The organism is Comamonas sp. lk, assembly GCF_900564145.1.
Taxonomy (GTDB): Bacteria; Pseudomonadota; Gammaproteobacteria; order Burkholderiales; family Burkholderiaceae_C; genus Comamonas.
Genome location: NZ_UOOB01000001.1, coordinates 173,010 through 194,925, shown reverse-complemented (window position 1 = coordinate 194,925; position 21,916 = coordinate 173,010). Strand labels below are relative to the sequence as shown.

Sequence of the window (21,916 nt, the reverse complement as noted above, 5' to 3'; positions counted from 1 at the left end):
GTTACAGCGGAGCCTCGCGGTATTCCACATAGGCGCGGCCGCGCAATTCCTTGAGCCAGGTACCGTAGTCCTGCTCGGCCTTGCGTTCGCGCACCACGTTGCGCACCATTTCACGCTGCTCGCGTGGGGTGAGCTTTTCCTGGCGGCGTTCGACCAGCTGGATCAGGTGCACGCCAAAGCGCGAGACCACGGGGTCGCTGATCTCGCCGGGTTGCAGCGCATCCAGGACGCGTTCGAACTCCGGTACAAATTGGCCGGGAGAGGACCAGCCCAGATCGCCGCCGCTGCGGGCGCTGCCGTCCTTGGAGAACTCCTGAGCCAGTTGCTCGAAGGTGGCCTGGCCGCTTTGCACGCGGCGTTTGTAGTCTTCCAGGCGTTTGGCGGCCTGGGCTTCATTCATGCCGTCGCCCACCAGCAGCAGAATATGGCGTGCATGGTTTTGCGTGATCATCACAGGCAGTCCGCCCTGGGACTTTTCCAGCACCTTCAGCACGTGAAAGCCTGCACCCGAGCGAATAGGGCCGACCACGGCGCCGGTGGCCGCAGCGCCTGCTGCCTTGGCAAACAGCTCGGGATAGTCGCTCAAGGGGCGCAGGCCCATGGCGCCGCCGCCCTGGCCGTTGGGTACATCCGAGTAATCTTTGACCACGGCGGCAAAGTCGGCATTGGCGGTGGCAGCTTCGGCTGCCTTCCTGGCCTTGGCCTCGCGCTCGGCAACCACGGCGGGGCTGGCATTCTCGGGCACGGTGATCAGGATGTGACCCAGATTCACGGCCGAGCTCGCCTGGGCATCGCCAGGGCGCTTTTGTTCCTTGAGATAGCGGTCGATATCAGCGTCGCTGACCTTGACGCGATTGTCCACATCGCGTTCTTTCACGCGCTGCATCAGCATCTGGTTGCGGATTTCGCTACGGAACTGGGTTTCGGAGATGCCCTCGGACTTCAAACGGGCCATCAGACCCGCATGATCGGTATTGTTCTGGCGGGCCACATTGGCGATGGCCTGGTTGATGGTCAGGTCGTCGACATTGATGCCGGAATCTTTGGCTTCCTGCAGCTGCACTTTTTCCACCACCAGGCGCTCCAGCACTTCGCGCGCCAAGATGGCATCAGGCGGCAGCTGGCCGCCTTGTTCGCTCACGTTCTGCGCCACACGCGCCATGCGGGCGCGAACTTCGTTGTTGGTAATGGGCTCGGAATTCACTACGGCCACGATGTAGTCGGCGGAGCGAACACCGCTTTTGCCGGCATCACGCAAAGGCGCAGCAGCGGGCTGGGCCGTGGCATCGAGGGCGCGGGAAACCGCTGCATCGCTTTTCTTGGCCTGGCCGGGGGCACGCATAGTCTGGGCTTGAGCGCCGATGGCCAGCATGGCGACGGCGACAGCGGCGGCGCACGATGTCTTGGAGAAAAAACGCATGAAAAAAAGCCTTGATCAGTCGTAATTGGTAAAGCGGCTAGGCGGGGAGACCGCTTCACGCAGATATTCATAACGGGGTACGTTGCGCTTGAGGCTGGCCGTGGGATCGGCACCAAAGCTCAGGCGCGAGAAGCCCACAAACTCGACCTGGAACAGCAGGCGCAGATTGGACTGCACGACCGAGCTTTGCAGGCGCTCCAGCACCACGCGGCCAATCCAGCAGCAACCGTCGTATTCGAAGCCCACCACGGTATCCACCAATTGTCTGTCTTTGATGCTGTAGTTGAGGCGACCCACGGTATACCAGCGACCACCGCCCTGGCCCCGGCCCTTGCCCAGATCTCGGCCTTTATCGCCCCAGAGATCATTGATAGGCCATTGCCAGCCTACATCGATCAACTCGCTGGTCGGCTTCTTGGTCGTGGTATCCAGTTGGGTACGGTAGCCGATATTGAAAGTTCTATACGGGCTGGGGCTGTATCGCGCCGTGGCCGTGGTGCGCACGGTGCGGTTCAGGTCCTTGTTGTACTGGGTGGTGGCTTCCGTGGACCATTTGTCCGTCCAGTTGATGCTGGCACCCAGCAGAATGTCGGACAGGCCCTTGGTGGCCACCGGGCCCAAAGCGACCTTCTGGTCGGAAAAACGCACGCGCTGGGCAATGGCCAGCTTGAATTTTTCGGCACCGGTGTCCGGATCGATGAAGCGCGAGGTTGCGCCCAGCGACAGCAAATTGTTGTCTGCAATGCGATCCTGGCCGCCGTAATCGTTTTCCGAGAAGATGCTGGCGAAGTTGAAGTCGTTGCGCGCCGTGTCATACAGCGGCAGCATGCTCTGGTCGCGGTAGGGTGTATAGGTATAGAAGGCGCGCGGCTCCAGGGTCTGCAGCAGATTGCTGCCGAACAGGGAGGTGTCGCGCTCGAACACCAAGCCGCTGTCCAGGCTGAAGGTGGGCAGGTTGCGGTTGGCGTTCTTGCTGCCGTTGCTCATCAACTGGTCGGTCTGGTACAGAGCCGAATGCAGCATGAGCTTGGGGGTGATGAAGCCTCCTGGCGACAGAAAGGGGCGACTCAGCTGCGTCTGTAAATAGCTGCGCTGGCCATTGTTAAAGAGCTGGCCAGCCAGGGGGTTGCGCAGTTCAAAGCGCGTGGTGTCCGCCACCAGACTGAAATCCAGGCCGTGCGGCAGATCCAGCGGCGTATAGCGGTACTGCAGCTGGGGCATCATGCTATAGGGCGGGGCAATCAGCGCCGCAGGGTCTTGCAGGGTCTGGTAGCGCGTCATATTGAGGCTCAGCACCCCGTCGCCCTTGGCCCAGCTCAGGCCGCCGGTGCTTGTGATCAGCCGCTGGCGCAGTCTGACCGGGGCCAAGCGGAAATCGCGCCAGTAGTCGTTGTCGCTGACCTGGTTCAGATCCAGGTTCAGCCCCAGTCCTCCCAGCTGGGTATCGAAAGTACCGCGGTGCTGCAAGGAGTACGCCCAGCGCGAACGGTCGCGCAGATTGTCCTTGGGCATATAGCTGGCATAGGCTTCGCCGGAGTAGCTGGGTTCCAGATAGCGGAACAGACCGGCCAGATTGGAGCCGCGCTTGGTCATCACGGTGGGGGTCACCGTCAGATCGCGGTTGGGGGCAATATTCCAGTAATAAGGCTGGGTCAGTTCAAAGCCGCCCAGCTTGTCCATGCCGAACATGGGCGGCAGCAGGCCCGACTTGCGCTTGTCCGACAGCGGAAAGCTCATGCGCGGCACGGGCAAAATGGTCACGCCTTTGAACTGCAGGGCCGCGTTATGGGCCACGCCTACATCCTCGGCCATGTCCATCTCTATGGTTTCGGCCTTCATCTGCCAGGCCGGCGTCCAGCTGGCTTCGTCGTCACGCTGGCATGTGGTGTAGGTGGCGTTGTGGACGACGGCGTGGTCTCTGTCGATAAAGTCCACGCGTGTGGATTCGCCATAACCCCCGGTTGCCAGAAAACGGTAGTTGGCGTTGTCGAACTGGCCTTTGAAGGCGTCCATCTGCAGGTCCAGTGCAGTGCCTTCATAGACATTGCCTGCCTGGTTGATGTGTACGGAGCCCACGGCGTTGACTCGGTCATCGGGCACGGCATAGTCCAGGCGCTCGGCGCGGATCATGGTGTCGCCACGGCGAATTTCGGCCTCGCCGGTGACGGATGCCTTGATATCGGGCTGGCCCGAGAGCGCATCGCCTTTGATGTAGGTGGGCTGCTGGTCCTGCACCTCTTTGGAGTAGGTCTCCTGCAGCAGATTGCTGGACTTGAGCTCCAGCGGGGCCAGGCCATCGGACGCCGTGCTTGGCGCTGCTGGAGCTTTCGTGACCTGGCTGACTTGCGGGGGCTGGGCCGAAGGCGCGGCCTCTTGCGCGTAGGCCGACATGCCCGCACCCGACCAGGCCAGAGCCACGGCCCAGGCCAGGGGGCGGATGACCGGCCGTGCCATAGCGGCCCGGCGGGGGCTGTGCGGCTGGGCTGGCAAAGAATCTCGCGGGTTGGATGGGGAGGGCACGGTGATCAAAAGCGCGCGCGCGCAGGCAGACGATGGGGAAAACTACAGAGCCTAGCACCTCTGACTTCAGGTGCTATGGCATCGGTTTGTAAAATCCGATTATCCATGACCGCTTCAATCACCTCCACCTCCGCCGTTGTCTGGGCTGACGCAGACCGCCATGCAGCCTTCGATGCCTGGCTGGCCCCCCTGGCCGCCAGCCACCAGCTGCGCCCTGAAACCCTGCGTCCCGCTTCGGCCGATGCCAGCTTTCGCCGCTATCTGCGCCTTGATGGCGTGGGCGGCGAAAGCCTGATCGTCATGGACGCGCCGCCGGACAAGGAAGATTGCGCGCCCTTTGTCAAAATCCAGGCCCTGCTGGCAGGTGCCGGCCTGTGCGTGCCGCAAATCCTGGACTGGAATGCCCAGCATGGCTTCATGCTGCTGAGCGACCTGGGCAGCCAGACCGTGATCGAGGCGCTGAACCCCGAAAAGCCGCAGGATGCAGAGGCTTGGTATCGCGCTGCGACAGAAGCGTTACTGGAATGGCAGCTGGCTTCCAAGGCCGGCAATGTCGGCCAGTTGCCTGAATACAACGAAGCCCTGCTGCGCCGCGAACTGCAGCTGTTTCCCGACTGGTATATCGCCCAGCATCGCCAGTTCACGCTGGATGACAAGCAGCAGGCCTTGCTGACCAAGACATTTGACCAGATCGTGGCTCACAATCTGCAGGCGCCCCGCGTATATGTGCACCGTGATTTCATGATGCGCAATCTGATGCAGCCGGTGGCCGCAGGCGCTCCTTTGGGAGTGCTGGACTTTCAGGATGCCGTCTATGGTCCCATCACGTATGACATTGCCAGCCTGCTGCGCGATGCCTTCATCAGTTGGGAAGAGGAATTCATCATCGACATCACCGTGCGTTACTGGGAAAAAGCCCGCAAGGCCGGTCTCGTGGGCGCCAACAGCGCCAGCGGCTGGGGCGATGACTTCGGCGAGTTCTACCGTGGGGTGGAATGGATGGGTCTGCAGCGCCATTTGAAGGTTGCTGGTATCTTTGCGCGCCTTACCCTGCGTGACGGCAAGCCCAAATACCTGGCCGATGCACCGCGCTTCATCCACTACATCCGCTCCACCTGCAACCGCTACCGCGCGCTAGGCCCCTTCTTGAAGTTGATCGATGAGATCGAAGGCATCCAGGCCCAGGTGGGCTACGCCTACGGCCGGATGTAAGCTATATAAAACCATAGCGGCTAGCGCTTGTTCAATATGAACTTCAGTTTCGAATTGGCCTGAAGTCATTGATCAACGAGCGCAAGCCGCTTCACTTTTGAAATTCATGCCCCGTTTTCACTGCCCCACGCCCTTGCACCTGGGCGCCGAACTGGATCTGCCCGCGGGCGCAGCCCGCCATGTGCAGGTGCTGCGCCACCAGCCGGGCGACACCGTCACCCTGTTTGAAGGGCAGACGGGTCAGGGCTTCAGCGGCGGCGAATTTGAAGCCGTCATCACCCATATGGGCCGCAGCGATGTAGGAGTGCGCATTGAGGCGCACCGCGCCGTGGAGCGCGAGGCTGCCCGTGCCGTGCATCTGGTGGTCGGCATGCCGGCCAACGAGCGCATGGACTGGCTGGTGGAAAAAGCCACCGAGCTGGGCGTGGCCAGTATTCAGCCCGTGATGGCCGCGCGCAGCGTGCTCAAGCTCAAAGGCGAGCGCGCCGACAAGAAAATCGAGCGCTGGCAGGCGATTGCTGTTTCGGCCTGCGAGCAATGCGGCCGCAATCAGGTGCCCGTCATTCATGCCCCTCAATCGCTGGCCGATTGGCTCAAGGGCAAGAATGCACCGGCTGCCGATGCGGCCCGCTTGCTGCTGTCGTTGCGCGACGGCAGCCGCCCTTTGCGCGTTGCGGCCGGCGATGCGTCTGCCGTGTGGGTGCTGCACGGCCCCGAAGGCGGGTTGACCGCACAGGAAGAAGATTGGGCGCTGGAGCAGGGCTGGGCACCCGCTGGCCTGGGCAGCCGTGTGCTGCGCGCCGAGACCGCCTCTGTTGCGGCCCTGTCTTTGCTGGCTCTTGATTGAGCGGGCAATAAATTGAGATTTCTATGAGCAGTTTTCACCTTTCCCTCCACGATGCCGAGCTGTACCGCCAGGCCTTTCGCGTGGATGCGCCCGAGCCCCTGCCGGAGCGCCACATCACCCCGCGCAAGCTTGGTTACATCATCGTCAACGCCGCGGCCGACGCATCGGCCGTGTTGCTGGGTCGCGATCCTGCCGTGGCTGAAAAGCTGCCTGCCGAGCTGGCCGCCGTTCCTGCAGAGGCCGCGGCAGATACGCCAGCTGCCGCAGAGGCACCCGAAGGCAAGCCCAAGGAGAGCGCTCCTTTGACCGTGGAGCGGGTGCTGGTGCCCGCCCAGTTCGGCCTGGTGCCCCACTGGGTCAAATCCGCGTCCGATGGCCGCCTGCGCGCGCTCAAGCTGGTCAACGCCAAGATCGACAATCTGACCACGGGCACGGCGTTTCGCGATGCCTGGCTCAACGGCCAGCGCTGCATTGTTCCCATTCAGTCGTTTCAGGTCGACGATATGCGTCCCGGCAAGGCACTGCCCACGCGCATCACGCGCGTCGATAACCAGCCCATGGGTGCCGCAGGCGTCTGGGCGCGCTGGGTGGGGGAGGACGGCGAGATCATCACCAGCTATGCGCTGATCACCATCAACGCCAATGCCCATGCGCTGATGAACCGCTACGGCCACCACGGCAATGACAAGGCCATGCCTGCCATCCTCAACGAAGGTGCTTATGACGCCTGGCTGCAAGCCAAGGTCAGCAAGGCCAAGGAATTTTTGCGCCCCTATCCCGCAGAAAAGCTCAGAGCCAATCCGGTGGAAAAAGGCCGCAAGCAGCCGCCCTCGTTTCTGTGAACTTCACGCGGGCGCGAACTGCTGATCCAGCCAGTGCCTTAGGCGTGAGAACACGGGCGCGGCCAGCGTCTCGCTTTCATTGAAGATCTCGTGATAGGCCTCGCCAAAGCGCTCAGCCTGCAGCACGGCAGGCGGCGCATGCTCGGCAAACAGCTGGCTGCCGGCGGGGTCCACCAGCTTGTCCTGCCCGGCCCACAGCAGCAGGGTGGGCACGCACCAGGCCCTGGCCCTGGCCTGCACGCGCGGGCCGCCTTCAGCCATGTACTGCGCCAGCCTGGCGCTGATGCGCCGGTGCTGCAGCCCATCGGCGTCATAGGCCTGAACCACGGCCAGATCATGTGACAGATATTGCGACTTCACCCCGTTGCTGATCTGCAGCTTGGGCAGCAGCTTGGGCAAGGTGTTGACCAGCAGCCGCTGAGCACCCGACAAATGCAGAGCCAGTGCCGGCGAGGAGAGCACCAGCGCATCCACATGGCGCAGGCCCGAGGCCACAAAATCTGCAGCGACCAGACCGCCCAGACTATGGCCCAGCAAGACCAGCGGCAGCTGTTGCAGCTGGCTGGCGCGGGTGGCATCCATCACGGCGGCCAGATCGTCGAGCAGCCGCGTGTCGCTGCTCAGGCCGCCGCGCGGCCCGCCCGAGAGACCGTGCCCGTACTGGTCATAGCTGCGCACGGCAAAGCCCCATTCGTTGAGGTGGCGCGCCAGCAGGTCGTAGCGGCCGCAATGCTCGCCCAGGCCGTGGACGATGAGTACCGTGGCGCGCGGGCGCTCCGAAGGCGGCAGCGGCCAGTCGCGCAGGGCCAGCTCCGTACCGTCTGGCGCCAGCATATGGCTGATGCGCATGGCAGTCTGTGTGGGATGTGTCAGCGTCACGCTCGGCTTTCCTGGCTCTCCTGCGTCCGCAGGCGGTGTGAAGGCGGTGTTCGCCCAAGGCTGCGAGGATGACGGGACGGGTGCCTAGCGTCAACACGGGCTTACCTGTTGGGGCCAAGTAGATCTATCAAAAAAATAGCTGCTTGCGCTCTATGTACAAGCGCCAGCAGCTGTTTTCATTTCAAAAATGAAGATGACCTGATCTTCAGACCACAGGCGTGTTTTCTCCGGGCTCCTCGCTTTGCGCGCGCGCCATGGCGGCAATCACTTCGGCCACCGAGGCGGTGAGCTTTTTGGCGTAGGGCACGTGCAGAAACTCATTGGGGCCGTGGGCATTGCTCTTGGGGCCGAGCACGCCGCAGACCATCATCTGGGCCTTGGGAAAGCCCTGACTCAGCTGGTTCATCAGCGGAATCGTGCCGCCCTGGCCGATATAGCCGCAAGACGCACCAAAGTGGGCCTGACTGGCGCTGTTGAGGGCTTTTTCAAACCAGCTGTCCATGCCCGGCGCATTCCAGCCGCTGGAGCTGGACAGTCCTTCCCAGGTCACCTTGGCGTCGTAGGGGGCGTTGTCTTCCAGCAGGGTCTTCAATTCCTGCACGCAGACCGAGGCATCCACCAGCGGCGGCAGGCGCAGGCTGAGCTTGAAGGCCGTGTAGGGGCGCAGCACATTGCCGGCATTCTGCAGACTGGGAATGCCGTCCACGCCGGTCACGCTGAGCGTGGGCGACCAGGTGCGGCGGATCAGCGCCTCCACGGGGTCGGTGGTGGTGGGCAGGGAGACGCGGGCCGAGCCGCCGCAGTCATAGTGCGCCCAGGGAAAGCGGGCATAGGTGTCCTCGCCCAGAATGTCGGCCGTGGCGCGGATCTGTTGCAGACGCTCGGCCGGCACCTCGCAGTGAAAGCTCTGAGGCAGCAGGCGACCGCTCTTGCTGTCTTCCAGGCGGTCCAGCACCTGGCGCAGGATGCGAAACGAGGAGGGCACCACACCCGAGGCATCGCCCGAGTGAATGCCCTCGGTCAGGATCTGCACCTTGAGCGTGCCGCTGGCCATGCCGCGCAAGCTGGTGGTCAGCCACAGCTGGTCGTAGTTGCCGGCGCCGCTATCGAGGCAGATCACCAGGCCCACATCACCGAGGCGGGGGCGCAGCATTTCCACATAGGGCAGCAGGTCGGCCGAGCCGCTTTCCTCGCAGGTTTCGATGAGGCCGACGATGCGCGGATGCGGCACACTCTGGCGCTTGAGCTCCTGGATGGCGGCAATGCTGGCATAGACGGCGTAGCCGTCATCGGCACCGCCACGGCCGTAGAGCTTGCCGTCCTCGTACTTGGGCGTCCAGGGGCCCAGATCGCTGCGCCAGCCTTCGAATTCGGGCTGCTTGTCCAGGTGGCCGTACATCAGCACCGTGGGATTGCTGGCCGCTTGGTCGGCTGTGCCATCGACTTCGAAGAACAGCACCGGCGTGCGGCCCGGCTGCTGAATCACCTCGAGTTTGAGCCCGGCCACTTTTTGCGCCTCCACCCAGGCTGCGGCATTGCGCATCACGGTGGCGATAAAGCCCTGCTGCTCCCAATCGGGCGCAAACATCGGCGATTTGGCTGGAATGGCGATGTAGTTCTTCAGCTCGGGGACGATTTGCTGGTCCCACTGGGTGGTGATGTGTTGCAGCGCTTCGGTTGCTTGCAGCAGCTGGGCGGGAGTGCGTGCGTTCATGGTCGGCTCCTTCAATAAGGGTGCGGGCCAAGGTCCCGCAATACGTCCTATTTTGCGCCAAGCCTTCTAGGCTGCACCGCAGGCCTTGGTATGCACTCCCTGCCGCGTCAGCTGCCGATTCAGATTCAAACAGCCGTGAAGCCCATATGGGTCATGGGCTGACAGCTATCAAGGCTGATGCTTTCAGGCGTGCTCGAAATGGAACACGGCCGTGGTGGCCAGCAGATTGGGCAGGCTGCGCACCACCTGGCCGTTTTGCAGGCCAAAGGAGTCCAGGATGCGCAAGCGGTTCTTGGTGGCCAGCACCTCGAAATCCTTGTAGGTGCCGACACGGATATTGGGCGTGTCATACCACTGGTAGGGCAGGCGGCGCGTGACCGGCATGCGTCCGCGCAGCACGGACATGCGGTTTTGCCAGTGCGCAAAATTGGGGAAGGCGACGATGCCGGCGCGACCTATGCGGGCGGTTTCCTGCAGCATCACCTCGGCATTGCGCAAATGCTGCAGCGTGTCGATCTGCAGCACCACATCAAAGCTGTTGTCGCCAAACACGGCCAGGCCGTCTTCCAGATTGAGCTGCAGCACATTCACGCCGCGGCGGGTACAGGCCAGCACATTGGCATCGTCCAGCTCCACGCCATAGCCGGTGCAGCCGCGCTCGCGCACCAGATGCGACAGCAGGGCGCCGTCGCCACAGCCCAGATCCAGCACGCGCGAGCCCTGGGGCACGAGCTTGGCAATTGCATGCATGGTGGTCAGTTCGGTCATGCGGCCTCCGTGGCAAGGGTAGCGGTGTTCAAAGCTTTGGCAATGCCATCAAAATAGGAGCGCATCACGTTCATGTAGCGTGGGTCATCGAGCAAAAATGCATCATGACCATGGGGAGCGTCGATCTCGGCATAGCTGACGTCGCGGTCGTTCTCCAGCAAGGATTTGACGAGCTCGCGGCTGCGCGTCGGGGCAAAGCGCCAGTCGGTGGTGAAGCTCACCAGCAGGAATTTGGCCTTGGCCAGCGCCAGCGCCTGGGTCAGATCGCCGTCATGGGCGCGGGCCGGGTCGAAGTAATCGAGCGCGCGGGTGATCAGCAAATAGGTGTTGGCATCGAAGTAGCTGCTGAACTTCTCTCCCTGGTAGCGCAGATAGCTCTCGATCTCGAACTCCACCTCTTGCGTGCTGTATTTGAGGTCCAGGCCGTCACGTAGCTGGCGACCGAACTTCTGGTTCATCACATCGTCGGAGAGATAGGTGATGTGGCCGATCATGCGGGCAATGCGCAGGCCGCGTGCCGGCACCACGCCATGCTCGTAGAAGTGGCCGCCGTAGAAATCCGGGTCGGTCACGATGGCGCGGCGGGCTACTTCGTTGAAAGCGATGTTTTCCGCGTTCAGATTGGGCGCGCTGGCCACCACCACGGCATGGCCCATGCGCTGCGGATAGCGCAGCGACCATGACAGTGCCTGCATGCCGCCCAGGCTGCCGCCAAGCACGGCGGCCAGCTTGTGTATGCCCAGACGATCGAGCAAACGCGCCTGTGCGTCCACCCAGTCTTCGACCGTCACCACGGGAAAATCGGCGCCATAGGGCTTGCCTGTGGCTGGATTGGTGTGCATGGGGCCGGTAGAGCCGAAACACGAGCCCAGGTTGTTGATTCCGATGACAAAAAACTGCCGGGTATCGACCGGCTTGCCCGGGCCGATCATGTTGTCCCACCAGCCCTCGCTCTTGGGCTGGCCCTCGTAGCTGCCCGCTACGTGGTGGGAGGCGTTGAGCGCATGACAGACCACGATGGCATTGCTCTTGTCGGCATTGAGCTCGCCGTAGGTCTCGAAGGCGAGGTCGTAGTTGGCGATGGAGCTGCCGCTCTGCAAAGGCAGCGGCTCATCGAAGTGCATGGATTGAGGTGTGGCGATGAAGGACATATGAAAAAACCCGGCATCGCTAAAAACGAGGCCGGGTCGGTGTACTGTCACTTCGCGGACGGGTCTTTAGCTGGATTTATAAAGCGCCCGCAAGCTGTAGCAAATCGGCGCGTAGTGGTTTCACTATACCAAAGCCTGGATGGCGGGAGCGAACAAAACAGCCAGACCCAGAACCAGGAAGATGGCCGCACATACCCGGTGAATCAGGCGGATCGGCAGCTTCTGGGTGATCTTGTCGCCCCACCAGACCACGGGCGCATTGGCCAGCATCATGCCCAGGGTGGTGCCCACAATCACCCAGAAGTATTCGCCTACATATTTGGCAGCCAGTCCCACGGTGGCCAGCTGGGTCTTGTCGCCCATCTCGGCCAGGAAGAACAGCATGACCGTGGTGCCGAAAATGCCCCAGCGGTTGTTGCTGCCCACGGACTCGTCGTCGAATTGGTCCGGAATCAGCATCCAGGCCGCCATGGCGATAAAGGAAATGCCCAAAATCCAGCGCAGCACATCTGCGCCCAGCACCGACGCAATCCAGGCGCCCACGGCACCGGCCAGGGCGTGATTGACCAGGGTGGCCACCAGAATGCCCAGAACAATCGGCATGGGTTTACGGTATTTGGCTGCGAGAACCAGGGAAAGCAACTGCGTTTTATCGCCCATCTCGGCCAGCGTGACGCTGGAGGTGGACACAAGGAAAGCTTCAATCATGAGGGGTATGACGGGCCGGAGTGATGCCAAAACGCATTGACCACGCACCAACTCCGGCCCATGAATCGTTATGGGATTGGCGCACGGTCAATGGTCTCGGCCGGTCGCACTGCGGTGTTGCACCGCAGGCCGCATATGCCATAAGCCACGAAGGCTCAAGTCTGTTGACACATGCATCCGGCAGCGTGAATTGCCTGCCGGACGGCCTACTCCCCAGGGACAGTAGGGTTTTATTCTAACATTTGATCTATGTAAGACAAAAAGCTGTTTTTTTATTCCATTTTTACATTTGAGGGTAAATCCCAGGCGCTTGATGTTGTTACGAGCATGAAATTTAGCCTTTTCGTAAAACATGGACAAAGCTTCTGCCACATAATGACGAAGTCTTTGTGTAGAGATACTATTTCTTCATAGGCGAGTGCGTTTGCGTCTCTAACGTTGTCATCCGTTGTTGACTCCCTAGGGCTCCATCGCGTTTTCATGTTTTTTCAGGAGTCCATCATGGGCAACAAGCTTTACGTCGGCAATCTGCCTTACTCTTTCCGCGACCAAGATCTGGAGCAAGCCTTCAGCGAATTCGGCACTGTGAACAGCGCCAAGGTCATGATGGAGCGCGACACCGGCCGTTCCAAGGGTTTCGGTTTTGTGGAAATGGGCAGCGATGCCGAAGCACAAGCTGCTATCCAAGGCCTGCACGGTCAAAACCACGGTGGCCGTGACCTCGTTGTGAACGAAGCACGTCCCATGGAAGCCCGTCCTCCCCGTTCCGGCGGCTTCGGCGGCGGTTTCGGTGGCGGCCGTGAAGGCGGCGGCGGCGGCTTCGGCGGCGGCCGTGGTGATGGCGGTGGTTACGGCCGTCGCAACAGCTACTAAGCAACGGGCAACCTGGCTTACTAGATAAAAAGGGATCTTCGGATCCCTTTTTTTTTGCCCAAACGCTGTCACCCCCTCGATTTGGAGCATTTATTTTTCTGCCAGCCCTGCTTCATAATTGTTTCTGGAGCATTCCCCGTTCGGAAATGAATCGGCATTTGGGTCTGTGCATGCGCTTTCGCAAGCAACTGGATGCTGAAATCCTGAAATTGATCGCCAAATTGAAAGCATTGAGGAGTTGAGGAGTTATGGGTAATAAGCTTTATGTCGGCAACCTTCCTTATGGTGTGCGTGACAACGACTTGGAGCAGGCCTTTGGCCAATTTGGCGCAGTTACCAGTGCACGCGTCATGATGGAGCGTGATACAGGACGTTCCAAAGGCTTTGGCTTTGTGGAAATGGCCAGCGAATCTGAGGCGTTGGCGGCGATTCAAGGTATGAATGGCCAACCGCTGGGTGGTCGCAGCCTGGTAGTGAATGAGGCTCGTCCCATGGAACCGCGCGCTCCCCGCCCTGGTGGCTTTGGCGGCGGTGGCGGATATGGTGGTGGTCGCGATGGCGGCTACGGCCGCAACGAGGGTGGCGGTGGTGGTGGATATGGGGGCGGCCGCGGTGATGGCGGTGGCTATGGCCGGGGTGACGGAGGCTTCCGCAGCCCCTATGGTTCCGGTCCTCGTCACGGTGGCCGTGGCGGTTATGGCGGTGGTAATAACCAAGGCGAATGATAATTTTTGATGCAGTTTGTGCTGCATCAAAAAGATAAAGGCACCATTTGGTGCCTTTATCTTTTGGGTAATCGCCGCTTGAAATCCAGGCCTCTAAGCGCGCAATGACTTACTTGTTGGATTGTAGATACCGAGGTTTGCGGCTTTTTCCTACAAGGAGCTTGTCCCAAATTGTATTTGGCAGAAAACGCATTATCTTTGCGACCAAGCCCATTTGCCAGGGGATGGTGGCATAGCTGGTTTTTTTCTCTATGGCTTTGAAAGCTCGTGCTGCAAATACCTGCGGACTGAGTAAGAAAGGCATGGCGTAGGGATTATTTTTGGTCAGTGGCGTATCCACATATCCCGGCAGCAAAGTGATTACTTGCACGCCAGATGACTGTAATTCTCCACGCAGGCTTTCGCAGTATGCAATGGCTGCAGATTTGCTTGCGCAATATGCACCATGGCCTGGCAATCCCCTGATTCCTGCCACGCTGGCAATGCCGACCAGGCTGCCGGAGCCGCGTTCTAGCATAGGGGTGATGAAAGGCTGAAAGCTGGCCGCCATGCCCGTGGTGTTCACGGCCAGTACCTGCTGCATGACTTCAAGGTCCTCACGCAGTGCGGTGTCCACGCCCCAGCTGATGCCTGCATTGGCGATGACGATGTCCGGCAAACCTTGCTGCTCCAGGCAGCGGCGACCTGCTGCGCAGGCGCTGTCAATCACGGCCACATCGGCAGCATAGAGTGCGTAGCGCTGGGGCTCCAGCTGCTGTTCCAAAGCCCATTCCTGCATGAGCTGCGTGCGCCTCGCGACCAAGGCCAAGGTATAGCCGGCCTGGTAATAGCGCAGGGCCAGAGCTTGGCCAATACCGCTGGATGCGCCTGTGATGTAGACCAAAGGGCGGGTTTGGGCAGAGCTGATGTGGGTCATGACCGGTCAGCGCTTGCTGGGCTGGATGAAGCCTTTGACCCGGCCATTCATCTGTAGCACCTGGTCCAGATTGCCGTATTCCATGCTGTCGCCGGTGAAGCGATCTTCACCACGGGTCATGACCACGGGCTTGTGGGTGCTGATGCGCTCTTCATTGGGCCAGATCTGCAGAAATTCGCTGGCTATCTGCATGGGCGGAACCGCTTTTTTACCCGGGGCGGCCGCGACAGCCTCACGGGTGATTACGGCGTCGCCAAAGAGCTGGACTTCAGAGCCGTCGCCATTGCTCAAAGCACGCTTGGCGCTGCCTACCGAGGTGCGGTCATCGGGCGTGATGCTGAGCATGCGCGCTTCATCCACTTCCAGCGTATCGGTATCCGGATAGTGGCGACCCTGGGTGCCCGTCAAGCGGGTCTTGAGGCGTCCGGATGCCTCAAAATTCTTGATCGAGAAATCTTTCATGAAGTAGTCGGGCTCGTGCACGCGCACTTTTTGCACGCCCGAACTTACCGGCTGAGGCGCATTGCGTACCAGCCACCAGGTACCCAGGGCCAGCAGTGCCATGAGCAGCGCTGGCAGATACAGCGTGGCCCTGTCGCTATAGCGTCGCCATGAGGTGCTCATGATGTGTAATCGGCCAGCAGGCCGGCATAGGCGCCGCGTGCCGCCAGCAGCAGGTCGCACAGCTGGCGTACTGCTCCATCGCCGCCGCAGCGCGTGGTGATGTGATCGGCCACGGCCAGGACTTCCTCATGGGCATTGGCGGGGGCACAGGCAAAAATACTGCGTTGCAGCACGGGCAGGTCGGGCCAGTCGTCTCCCATGGCGGCGGTCTGGCTCCATTGCAGGCCCAGCTCGGCCAGTATGGACTCGGCTGCCGGTACCTTGTCCTCGGTGCCAAAGCGTGCGTGCTCAATGCCTAGATTGCGCAGACGCAGGCGCAGGGCGGGAGAGTCGCGCCCCGTCACCACGGCGGGAGTGATGCCGGCTTTTTGCAGCATCTTGAGCCCATGGCCATCAAGCGTGTGAAAGCGCTTGAGCACCTCACCCTCGCAGCTGAAGTACAGGCCGCCGTCCGTGAGCACGCCATCCACATCAAAAAAAGCCACGCGCACATCCTGGGCCTTGAGCAACAGCTCGGGAGCCCATTGCTGGCGGGGAGTTGGGGTTGCTTTCTGCATCAGATCACCTTGGCTCGCATCAGATCACGAATATGCACCACGCCTTGCAGGCTCTGTTGCGCGTCGGCCACCAGCACGGTGGTGATGCCTTGCTCTTCCATCACGCGGGCTGCGGCCACGGCCAGCAGATCGGCGTTGATGGTGCGCGGATTGGCATGCATGACGTCACCGGCCTTGCGCTCGCGCAGATCGATGCCCGCCTCTACGCAGCGGCGCAGGTCGCCGTCGGTAAAGATACCCACCAGCATGCCTTGTGCATCGACCACGGCAGAGCAGCCCAGGCCCTTGGCGCTCATCTCGCGCATCAAATCCATGCAGCTGGCATCCTGGGTGACAAAGGGCAGGTCTTTGCCGCTGCGCATCACATCGCGCACATGGGTGAGCAACTTGCGGCCCAGCGAGCCGCCCGGGTGGGAGCGGGCAAAGTCTTCGGCACCGAAGCCGCGTGCATCCAGCAGGGCCACAGCCAGGGCATCGCCCATGGCCAGCTGGGCGGTGGTGCTGGCCGTGGGCGCCAAGTTCAGCGGGCAGGCTTCGCGCTCTACCTGGGTGTCCAGCACCCAGTCGGCGTGCTTGGCCAGTGTGGAACGCAGGCCGCCGGTCACGGCTACCAGAGGAATGCCTTGGCGCTTGATCGCGGGCAGCACGCCCGTGAGCTCATCGGTCTCACCGCTATTGGACAGTGCCAGCACCAGATCGTCCGTGGTGAGCATGCCGAGATCGCCGTGGCTGGCCTCGGCCGGGTGCACAAAGAAGGCGGGCGTGCCGGTCGATGCCAGAGTGGCGGCAATCTTGCGGCCTACGTGGCCGCTTTTGCCCATGCCCATGACCACCACGCGGCCCGAAATCTGCAGAATGCGCTGCACGACCTGGGTGAAATCGCCGTTGAGGCGCTGCGACATGGCCTGCAGGGCTTCAACTTCGATGGCGAGTGCTTCGCGCGCCAGGCGCAGGGCATTCGGAGCGTCGTCGGGACGGGTGGGGGCGGCATCAGAATTCATATCTAGGATTCTAGCCAGCGCAGGCGAGCCACACCGGGCCGGGTGCTTGCCGTTTATCCCTTTGGGCCTTCTGGTGGATGCCAGCTACTACACTGACTTCCCCCTAAGCGATCACTCTCAGCGCCATGCAATCCCACACCAGCGTTAACGACTATCTGCGCGCCCACATTCGCACCGTGTCCGACTGGCCAGCGCCCGGTGTGCAATTTCGTGACATCACGCCCCTGCTGCAAGACCCCAAGGTCTTTCGCGTGATGACGGACGCTTTTGTACACCGCTACATGGATCGCGATCTGCGTCCCGATGTAGTTGCCGGGTTGGATGCCCGCGGCTTCATCCTGGGGGCCGTGATCGCCCACGAACTCAATGTCGGCTTTGTGCCCATTCGTAAAAAAGGCAAACTGCCTTTCACCACGGTGGAGGAGACCTATGAGCTGGAATACGGCAGCGCCACGGTCGAGCTGCATACCGACGCCGTCAAACCCGGTGACCGGGTGCTGCTGATCGATGATCTGATTGCCACCGGCGGCACCATGATGGCAGGCAAGAAATTGCTGGAAAAGCTGGGCGCCACCGTCATCGAAGGCGCGGCCATTGTGGACTTGCCCGAACTGGGCGGCTCTGCCCATCTGCGCGAAAAAGGCCTGTCGCTGTTCACGCTGGTGGATTTCGCCGGGCATTGAGTCCGGCGCAGTGCCTGGCGACCGGCTAGCGTAGCTCGCCGTACTGGGTCACACCCAAAGAACCCATATCCGAGGCGTGGAAGTCGCTGCGAGCCTCTTCGTGCCCGTGCGTGCCGGGCCCCAGCAGCGGGCCGGAGCGGTGCTGGCCGTGTGAGGTAAATGACTGGCGTGAGTGCTGCACATCAATGGTTCCCGAGGCTGCCACGGCCAGCCTGAAGGCATCCATCTCCTGCGCATCAATGGGCTCGAAGGATCGCGGCAAAGTGCGTGCGGGCTGGGCTGCCCTTGCCGCGCGGGCCTGATGCAGCTGCTGTACGGCCGAGTTCAGCGGTGATTGGCCGGCGGTGGCTTCTGTTGGTGGCTTTACGGGTTTGAGCTGCTCGCTCACACGCCAGTACACGGCGTGCACGATGGCCGCCATGCGGGCCTTGGCCAGCTCGGCAATCAAGCTCTCAATTTCTCGCAGGCGTGCGGGCTCGGCCGCATAGGCATGGTCCAGATCCACCATGACTACAAAGCGCTGGCCCGCGTTATCCAGCGAAAGCACTTTGAACTTATAGCCTGCCGACAGAATGCTGACGCGCACCATGGCATCGCGGACGACGGAATAGAGCTGCTCGCGGCGTGCCGAGCGTTCGCTGCGCGGATGTTCCGAGTCATGGCGGTCATTGGGTGCTTCAGTGCGTATGGCACTGCCCTCTGTACGCGGCCTGCGAGTGAGCCATTGGAACAAAGACATGCTGCCCTCTTTTAAACCCATTTTTACAAACGAAGATATTTTGCCTGTTCCCGTGGGTGAGCCGCCTTTATTTGCAGCAATGTGCACATTCATCCGATGTGCATCAAAGGTCCGCGTCCACCAACTAGCTGGAAGTCGGCCAACGGCTTGGTGGATGCCGAGCCATGATTACCCCATACTGGGTATGTCGGCAATAACGCTGCTGGCTGAAGCTTGAAGGCGTAGTCTCATTGCCACGCAGACTTCAGGTGCTGGCGATGCGGCGGCGGCTGTCACTGGCGCGGCGAGCCAGCACCTGGCCGGCCATGACGACCAGAGCTAGTGCCAGCGGCGGCTGGCGGTTGGAGAGTTCCGAAAAGCGCAGAGCCGTGAGGCACCAGAGGCGGCTGGGCGTGGAGGCCTGTACCGTGGCGCGGCGGGGGCGGTGGGCAAAGAAGGCTCCTTCGCCCAGCACGGCGCCGGGGCCGACCAGGGCCAGGCGGATGCGCTCCTTGGCATCCTGGTAATGCACGCTCAGGGAGCCGGATTCCACCAGGTACAGGTTGCGGTCCAGCGCGCCTTCGGCAAACAGTGTTTCGCTGACGCTCAGGTTGACGGGCACCAGATAGGGGGCCAGCATTTCCCACTGCCCCGCATGCAACACGCTTTGTGCGCTGTCAGCCGCCATGGACGAGGTCATGGCTTGCATGAGGGCGGACAGGTCGTGGTGCTTGGCAATGGTGGACATGGACGGCGGTGATCTCGAAGATTGAAAGCAGATGTACAGGCCGCAAGCGGTGGCTGGCAGGCATGCTAAGCCAGCGTGGCGTTTTCGCCAATCCGGTAACTGCTGTTTTTTGTAGCAAAACTTGCATCAAGCTGCATTGTCTGGCGCAAACGCCGCACACTCCGGCTGCATCGGCCGTCGTAAAGGCCTTGTTCGTGAAAAAGGAGCGGAACCGACTTGCTGCTCATGACTGTTTTCATGCTGCTGCTGGCTGCAGCGGCGCTGTGGGGCCTGGGGACCATCTGGTTCCAGGGGCCTGGCAACGCGGTGTTGCGTCTGCTCTGGATGGCGGCCTGGCTGCTGTGGCTGGCTGGCTGCGGCCTCTGGGGGCTGGGCCGAGGCCTGCCTGCGGTCAGCACCGCTTTGTGGGTGGTCAGCCTGCTGTTGATGCTGACATGGTGGCGGCAGATCGTGCCCAGCGGCAGGCGCGACTGGGCAGACGATGTGGCCCTGCACATGCAGCTGCAGGCCGATGGCGCTCTGACCGATTCGCGCCAGCGCGTACTTTTGAAGAATGTGCGCAACTTCCGCTGGCGCAGCGATGAGGACTATGACGTGCGCTGGGAATCACGTCGCTATGAGCTGGCACAGCTGGCCAGTGTGGACGTGGCCACTTCGTACTGGATGGGGCCGGCAATCGCGCACACGCTGGTGTCTTTTGGCTTCAACAACGGAGAGCATGTCGTCTTTTCCATTGAAATCCGCAAGCAAAAAGGCGAGCAGTTCGATGCGCTGGCCGGTTTTTTCCGGCGTTACGAGCTGGCGCTGATCGCAGCGGATGAGCGTGATATCCTGGCCGTTCGCACCAATGTACGGGGCGAACAGCTCAGGCTGTACCGCTTGAATATGCGCCAGTCCGTGATGCGCGAGCTGTTCATGGCTTATGCGCGCGAGGCCGATTCGCTCAACGACAAACCGCGTTTCTACAACACGCTCACGGCCAACTGCACCACCATCGTCTGGCAACTGGCGCGGCGTGTGGGGGCTACGTTGCCGCTGGACTGGCGGCTGCTGGCCTCCGGCTATCTGCCCGAATATCTGAACAGCCTGGGTGTGCTCACGCCCGGTTATTCACTCGATGAATTGCGCCTGGCGGGCGATATCACCGAGCGGGCCAAGGCCTGGCAGCCTGCGGCCCTGGACTGCGATGTGGCGGCCAGCGTGGACTTTTCCCGTGCCATACGTGCCGGCATGCCAGGTGTTTTAAATACTCCTTGAATAGGAGCATAAAACGCAATCCATTGTTGGATTACAGGCATGAAATGTCTTGAAATCAAGATGGAATGAGCGCCAGCCGCTCTTATTTTCCTATGCAGAAGGAGCTGAAGATGACGCCCAGCAAGTCGTCCGAGCTGAATTCGCCGGTAATCGAGTTCAGCGACAGCTGGGCCAGACGCAGCTCCTCGGCCAGCAAGTCCAGGTGAGCTGCCTGGGCCGCGAGCTGCTCGTCGGCCATCTCCAGGTGCGCGGCCACAGCCTGCAGCGCTTCCACATGGCGGGCGCGGGCCAGGTACAGGCCTTCGGGGGCCGATTGCCAGCCAGCCACTTGCAGCAGATGGCGGCGCAGCGCATCCAGTCCGTCGCCGGTGCGGGCCGACAGGGCGACCTGGGCCGTCTCCACAGCCGCCGCGCAGCGCTCCAGCACGCCTGCGGCGGCGGTGTCGGTCTTGTTCCAGACATGGATGACGGGCACCTGATGGGGCAGTTTTTGCTGCAGCGTCTGGCCAATGGCCGCGTCGGCGGCCACATAGTCGGCCTGCTCCATGCGGGTGAGGTCGTGCAGAAACAGCACGGCGTCGGCGGCGGCGATTTCGTCCCAGGCGCGGGCAATTCCTATGCGCTCCACCTCATCGTCGCTGTCGCGCAGGCCAGCGGTGTCGATCACGTGCAGGGGCACGCCTTCGATCTGAATGGTTTGCTGCACCTTGTCGCGGGTGGTGCCGGCGATGGGGGTGACGATGGCCAGCTCCGCCCCGGCCAGGGCATTGAGCAGCGAGCTTTTGCCGGCATTGGGCTGGCCGGCGATCACCACCTTGATACCTTCGCGCAGCAGGGCACCCTGGTGCGCCTTGCTGAGTACAGTGGCCACCTGGGCACGCAGGCGCTCCAACTGGCCAAAGGCATCGGCTTTTTGCAGAAAGTCGATTTCCTCTTCGGGAAAGTCCAGCGTGGCCTCGACCAGCATGCGCAAATGCACCAGCGCTTCGCGCAGCACATGGATTTCCTGGGAGAACGCGCCCGACAGCGAGCGGCTGGCGCTGCGCGCAGCGGCTTCGGTGCTGGCGTCGATCAGATCGGCAATCGCCTCGGCCTGGGCCAGGTCGATTTTGTCATTCAGAAAAGCGCGTTCGGTGAATTCGCCGGGCTGGGCCAGGCGTAAACCGGGCAATGTGGCTGCATCGGAGTGTTCACTTACTTGTTGCGCAGCCTCCAGGCAGCGGGCCAGCAGCAGCTGCAGTACCACCGGGCCGCCGTGGGCCTGCAGCTCCAGCACGTCTTCACCCGTGTAGCTGTGCGGGCCGGGGAAGTAAATGGCCAGACCGTGGTCTATGGGCGCGCCGGCCGCGTCCTTGAAGGGCAGGTACGTGGCTTCGCGCGGCTTCAAATCTTTGCCGCACAGTGTTTTCACCAGCGCCGCAATGCCTTTGCCCGAGACCCGCACAATGCCCACGGCCCCGCGCCCTGGTGCGGTGGCGATGGCGGCAATGGGGTCGTTATGGCGGGGCAACATGGGTGGAGAGTCTTTCCAGAAGATAAGCGGTACAACAGCGCCGCGATGATAGCCCGCACCAGGCTTTGAGGTGGCTGTGGGGCATATCGTGGGCGCCTATATTTGCTATCTATTTAATAGCTTCAAGCGTTTGATATATATGGGTTATAGGTCAAAAACAATCATGTAATTGGGTTGCCTGTTTTTTAATCAATCGCCCATGAAAAAAGCCGCCACCCTGGCGGGTGGCGGCTTGGTCGC

Annotated in this window: 21 protein-coding genes and 1 riboswitch; of the genes, 7 read left to right on the top strand and 14 right to left on the bottom strand. The window is 61.6% G+C overall.

What is annotated here, in order from left to right:
- Nucleotide 1: 1 nt before the first annotated feature.
- Both EAO39_RS00860 and EAO39_RS00855 read right to left on the bottom strand, forming a co-directional pair.
- Nucleotides 2-1,420 carry a peptidylprolyl isomerase gene (locus tag EAO39_RS00860; RefSeq protein WP_120965346.1) on the bottom strand — a complete coding sequence of 473 codons (1,419 nt, stop codon included), beginning with the start codon at nucleotides 1,418-1,420 and terminating at the stop codon, nucleotides 2-4.
- A 15-nt stretch (nucleotides 1,421-1,435) separates the two neighbouring features.
- Complete coding sequence (locus EAO39_RS00855; protein ID WP_120965344.1) at nucleotides 1,436-3,874, bottom strand: LPS-assembly protein LptD; 2,439 nt, start codon at nucleotides 3,872-3,874, stop codon at nucleotides 1,436-1,438.
- Between the two features lie 171 nt (nucleotides 3,875-4,045).
- Between EAO39_RS00855 and EAO39_RS00850 the strand changes: the two genes are divergently transcribed.
- From EAO39_RS00850 to EAO39_RS00840, 3 genes are all read left to right on the top strand, one after another.
- Nucleotides 4,046-5,152, top strand: a complete 1,107-nt coding sequence (locus EAO39_RS00850) for a phosphotransferase (protein ID WP_120965342.1) — start codon at nucleotides 4,046-4,048, stop codon at nucleotides 5,150-5,152.
- A 106-nt stretch (nucleotides 5,153-5,258) separates the two neighbouring features.
- Nucleotides 5,259-5,999 carry a 16S rRNA (uracil(1498)-N(3))-methyltransferase gene (locus EAO39_RS00845; protein WP_120965340.1) on the top strand — a complete coding sequence of 247 codons (741 nt, stop codon included), beginning with the start codon at nucleotides 5,259-5,261 and terminating at the stop codon, nucleotides 5,997-5,999.
- 23 nt (nucleotides 6,000-6,022) lie between these two features.
- Nucleotides 6,023-6,841 carry an SOS response-associated peptidase family protein gene (locus EAO39_RS00840; protein WP_120965337.1) on the top strand — a complete coding sequence of 273 codons (819 nt, stop codon included), beginning with the start codon at nucleotides 6,023-6,025 and terminating at the stop codon, nucleotides 6,839-6,841.
- A 3-nt stretch (nucleotides 6,842-6,844) separates the two neighbouring features.
- On the opposite strand, the gene EAO39_RS00835 is transcribed toward EAO39_RS00840, so the two are convergent.
- The 5 genes from EAO39_RS00835 to EAO39_RS00815 all read right to left on the bottom strand — a co-directional run bounded on the left by EAO39_RS00835 (nucleotide 6,845) and on the right by EAO39_RS00815 (nucleotide 12,058).
- Nucleotides 6,845-7,690 (bottom strand): alpha/beta hydrolase, encoded by an 846-nt coding sequence (locus tag EAO39_RS00835; RefSeq protein ID WP_120970541.1) that lies wholly within the window; start codon nucleotides 7,688-7,690, stop codon nucleotides 6,845-6,847.
- 235 nt (nucleotides 7,691-7,925) lie between these two features.
- Nucleotides 7,926-9,434, bottom strand: a complete 1,509-nt coding sequence (locus tag EAO39_RS00830) for a M20 family metallopeptidase (protein ID WP_120965335.1) — start codon at nucleotides 9,432-9,434, stop codon at nucleotides 7,926-7,928.
- A 183-nt stretch (nucleotides 9,435-9,617) separates the two neighbouring features.
- The gene (gene metW, locus EAO39_RS00825; protein ID WP_120965333.1) at nucleotides 9,618-10,202 is read right to left on the bottom strand and encodes a methionine biosynthesis protein MetW; all 585 of its coding nucleotides are present in this window, start codon (nucleotides 10,200-10,202) and stop codon (nucleotides 9,618-9,620) included.
- Nucleotides 10,199-11,353, bottom strand: a complete 1,155-nt coding sequence (locus EAO39_RS00820) for a homoserine O-acetyltransferase (protein WP_120965331.1) — start codon at nucleotides 11,351-11,353, stop codon at nucleotides 10,199-10,201. The genes metW and EAO39_RS00820 overlap by 4 nt, the downstream gene beginning before the upstream one ends.
- A gap of 123 nt (nucleotides 11,354-11,476) precedes the next feature.
- A complete protein-coding gene (locus EAO39_RS00815; protein WP_120970539.1) occupies nucleotides 11,477-12,058 on the bottom strand; it encodes a TMEM165/GDT1 family protein in 582 nt (193 codons plus the stop codon).
- 16 nt (nucleotides 12,059-12,074) lie between these two features.
- Nucleotides 12,075-12,288, bottom strand: a riboswitch (yybP-ykoY riboswitch).
- Between the two features lie 274 nt (nucleotides 12,289-12,562).
- Here EAO39_RS00815 and EAO39_RS00810 point away from each other — a divergent pair.
- Both EAO39_RS00810 and EAO39_RS00805 read left to right on the top strand, forming a co-directional pair.
- Nucleotides 12,563-12,934: an RNA-binding protein gene (locus EAO39_RS00810; RefSeq protein WP_120970537.1), complete on the top strand. Its 372-nt coding sequence runs from the start codon at nucleotides 12,563-12,565 to the stop codon at nucleotides 12,932-12,934.
- Between the two features lie 248 nt (nucleotides 12,935-13,182).
- Nucleotides 13,183-13,659: an RNA-binding protein gene (locus EAO39_RS00805; protein WP_120965329.1), complete on the top strand. Its 477-nt coding sequence runs from the start codon at nucleotides 13,183-13,185 to the stop codon at nucleotides 13,657-13,659.
- Between the two features lie 109 nt (nucleotides 13,660-13,768).
- Here the strand turns inward: EAO39_RS00805 and EAO39_RS00800 are convergent, their stop codons facing one another.
- Genes EAO39_RS00800 through EAO39_RS00785 form a run of 4 tightly spaced genes read right to left on the bottom strand, consistent with a single transcriptional unit; the run spans nucleotide 13,769 to nucleotide 16,757 of the window.
- Entirely contained in the window at nucleotides 13,769-14,575 is an 807-nt protein-coding gene (locus EAO39_RS00800; protein ID WP_120965327.1) for an SDR family oxidoreductase, read from the bottom strand.
- A 6-nt stretch (nucleotides 14,576-14,581) separates the two neighbouring features.
- A complete protein-coding gene (gene lptC / locus EAO39_RS00795) occupies nucleotides 14,582-15,199 on the bottom strand; it encodes an LPS export ABC transporter periplasmic protein LptC (RefSeq protein WP_120965325.1) in 618 nt (205 codons plus the stop codon).
- Complete coding sequence (locus EAO39_RS00790; protein WP_120965323.1) at nucleotides 15,196-15,756, bottom strand: HAD hydrolase family protein; 561 nt, start codon at nucleotides 15,754-15,756, stop codon at nucleotides 15,196-15,198. Before EAO39_RS00790 ends, lptC begins: the two co-directional genes overlap by 4 nt.
- Nucleotides 15,756-16,757, bottom strand: a complete 1,002-nt coding sequence (locus EAO39_RS00785; protein WP_120965321.1) for a KpsF/GutQ family sugar-phosphate isomerase — start codon at nucleotides 16,755-16,757, stop codon at nucleotides 15,756-15,758. Before EAO39_RS00785 ends, EAO39_RS00790 begins: the two co-directional genes overlap by 1 nt.
- A gap of 125 nt (nucleotides 16,758-16,882) precedes the next feature.
- Here EAO39_RS00785 and EAO39_RS00780 point away from each other — a divergent pair, with 125 nt between their 5' ends.
- Nucleotides 16,883-17,440, top strand: a complete 558-nt coding sequence (locus tag EAO39_RS00780) for an adenine phosphoribosyltransferase (protein ID WP_120965319.1) — start codon at nucleotides 16,883-16,885, stop codon at nucleotides 17,438-17,440.
- Nucleotides 17,441-17,465: 25 nt separating this feature from the next.
- Here EAO39_RS00780 and EAO39_RS00775 read toward each other — a convergent pair whose 3' ends face one another.
- Nucleotides 17,466-18,179: a hypothetical protein gene (locus EAO39_RS00775; protein WP_120970535.1), complete on the bottom strand. Its 714-nt coding sequence runs from the start codon at nucleotides 18,177-18,179 to the stop codon at nucleotides 17,466-17,468.
- Between the two features lie 244 nt (nucleotides 18,180-18,423).
- The gene (locus EAO39_RS00770; RefSeq protein ID WP_120965317.1) at nucleotides 18,424-18,906 is read right to left on the bottom strand and encodes a cyclic nucleotide-binding domain-containing protein; all 483 of its coding nucleotides are present in this window, start codon (nucleotides 18,904-18,906) and stop codon (nucleotides 18,424-18,426) included.
- A 225-nt stretch (nucleotides 18,907-19,131) separates the two neighbouring features.
- Here EAO39_RS00770 and EAO39_RS00765 point away from each other — a divergent pair, with 225 nt between their 5' ends.
- Complete coding sequence (locus EAO39_RS00765) at nucleotides 19,132-20,163, top strand: DUF4105 domain-containing protein (RefSeq protein WP_120970533.1); 1,032 nt, start codon at nucleotides 19,132-19,134, stop codon at nucleotides 20,161-20,163.
- 82 nt (nucleotides 20,164-20,245) lie between these two features.
- Here EAO39_RS00765 and mnmE read toward each other — a convergent pair whose 3' ends face one another.
- On the bottom strand, nucleotides 20,246-21,676 hold the full coding sequence (mnmE, locus tag EAO39_RS00760; protein WP_120965315.1) for a tRNA uridine-5-carboxymethylaminomethyl(34) synthesis GTPase MnmE: 1,431 nt from the start codon (nucleotides 21,674-21,676) through the stop codon (nucleotides 20,246-20,248).
- Nucleotides 21,677-21,916 lie beyond the last annotated feature (240 nt).

Coding starts and splice junctions, on each gene's coding strand:
- EAO39_RS00860 (WP_120965346.1), bottom strand. CDS start 1,420: ATGCGTTTTTTCTCCAAGACATCGTGCGCCGCCGCTGTCGCCGTCGCC.
- EAO39_RS00855 (WP_120965344.1), bottom strand. CDS start 3,874: ATGGCACGGCCGGTCATCCGCCCCCTGGCCTGGGCCGTGGCTCTGGCC.
- EAO39_RS00850 (WP_120965342.1), top strand. CDS start 4,046: ATGACCGCTTCAATCACCTCCACCTCCGCCGTTGTCTGGGCTGACGCA.
- EAO39_RS00845 (WP_120965340.1), top strand. CDS start 5,259: ATGCCCCGTTTTCACTGCCCCACGCCCTTGCACCTGGGCGCCGAACTG.
- EAO39_RS00840 (WP_120965337.1), top strand. CDS start 6,023: ATGAGCAGTTTTCACCTTTCCCTCCACGATGCCGAGCTGTACCGCCAG.
- EAO39_RS00835 (WP_120970541.1), bottom strand. CDS start 7,690: ATGCGCATCAGCCATATGCTGGCGCCAGACGGTACGGAGCTGGCCCTG.
- EAO39_RS00830 (WP_120965335.1), bottom strand. CDS start 9,434: ATGAACGCACGCACTCCCGCCCAGCTGCTGCAAGCAACCGAAGCGCTG.
- metW (WP_120965333.1), bottom strand. CDS start 10,202: ATGACCGAACTGACCACCATGCATGCAATTGCCAAGCTCGTGCCCCAG.
- EAO39_RS00820 (WP_120965331.1), bottom strand. CDS start 11,353: ATGTCCTTCATCGCCACACCTCAATCCATGCACTTCGATGAGCCGCTG.
- EAO39_RS00810 (WP_120970537.1), top strand. CDS start 12,563: ATGGGCAACAAGCTTTACGTCGGCAATCTGCCTTACTCTTTCCGCGAC.
- EAO39_RS00805 (WP_120965329.1), top strand. CDS start 13,183: ATGGGTAATAAGCTTTATGTCGGCAACCTTCCTTATGGTGTGCGTGAC.
- EAO39_RS00800 (WP_120965327.1), bottom strand. CDS start 14,575: ATGACCCACATCAGCTCTGCCCAAACCCGCCCTTTGGTCTACATCACA.
- lptC (WP_120965325.1), bottom strand. CDS start 15,199: ATGAGCACCTCATGGCGACGCTATAGCGACAGGGCCACGCTGTATCTG.
- EAO39_RS00790 (WP_120965323.1), bottom strand. CDS start 15,756: ATGCAGAAAGCAACCCCAACTCCCCGCCAGCAATGGGCTCCCGAGCTG.
- EAO39_RS00785 (WP_120965321.1), bottom strand. CDS start 16,757: ATGAATTCTGATGCCGCCCCCACCCGTCCCGACGACGCTCCGAATGCC.
- EAO39_RS00780 (WP_120965319.1), top strand. CDS start 16,883: ATGCAATCCCACACCAGCGTTAACGACTATCTGCGCGCCCACATTCGC.
- EAO39_RS00775 (WP_120970535.1), bottom strand. CDS start 18,179: ATGTCTTTGTTCCAATGGCTCACTCGCAGGCCGCGTACAGAGGGCAGT.
- EAO39_RS00770 (WP_120965317.1), bottom strand. CDS start 18,906: ATGTCCACCATTGCCAAGCACCACGACCTGTCCGCCCTCATGCAAGCC.
- EAO39_RS00765 (WP_120970533.1), top strand. CDS start 19,132: ATGACTGTTTTCATGCTGCTGCTGGCTGCAGCGGCGCTGTGGGGCCTG.
- mnmE (WP_120965315.1), bottom strand. CDS start 21,676: ATGTTGCCCCGCCATAACGACCCCATTGCCGCCATCGCCACCGCACCA.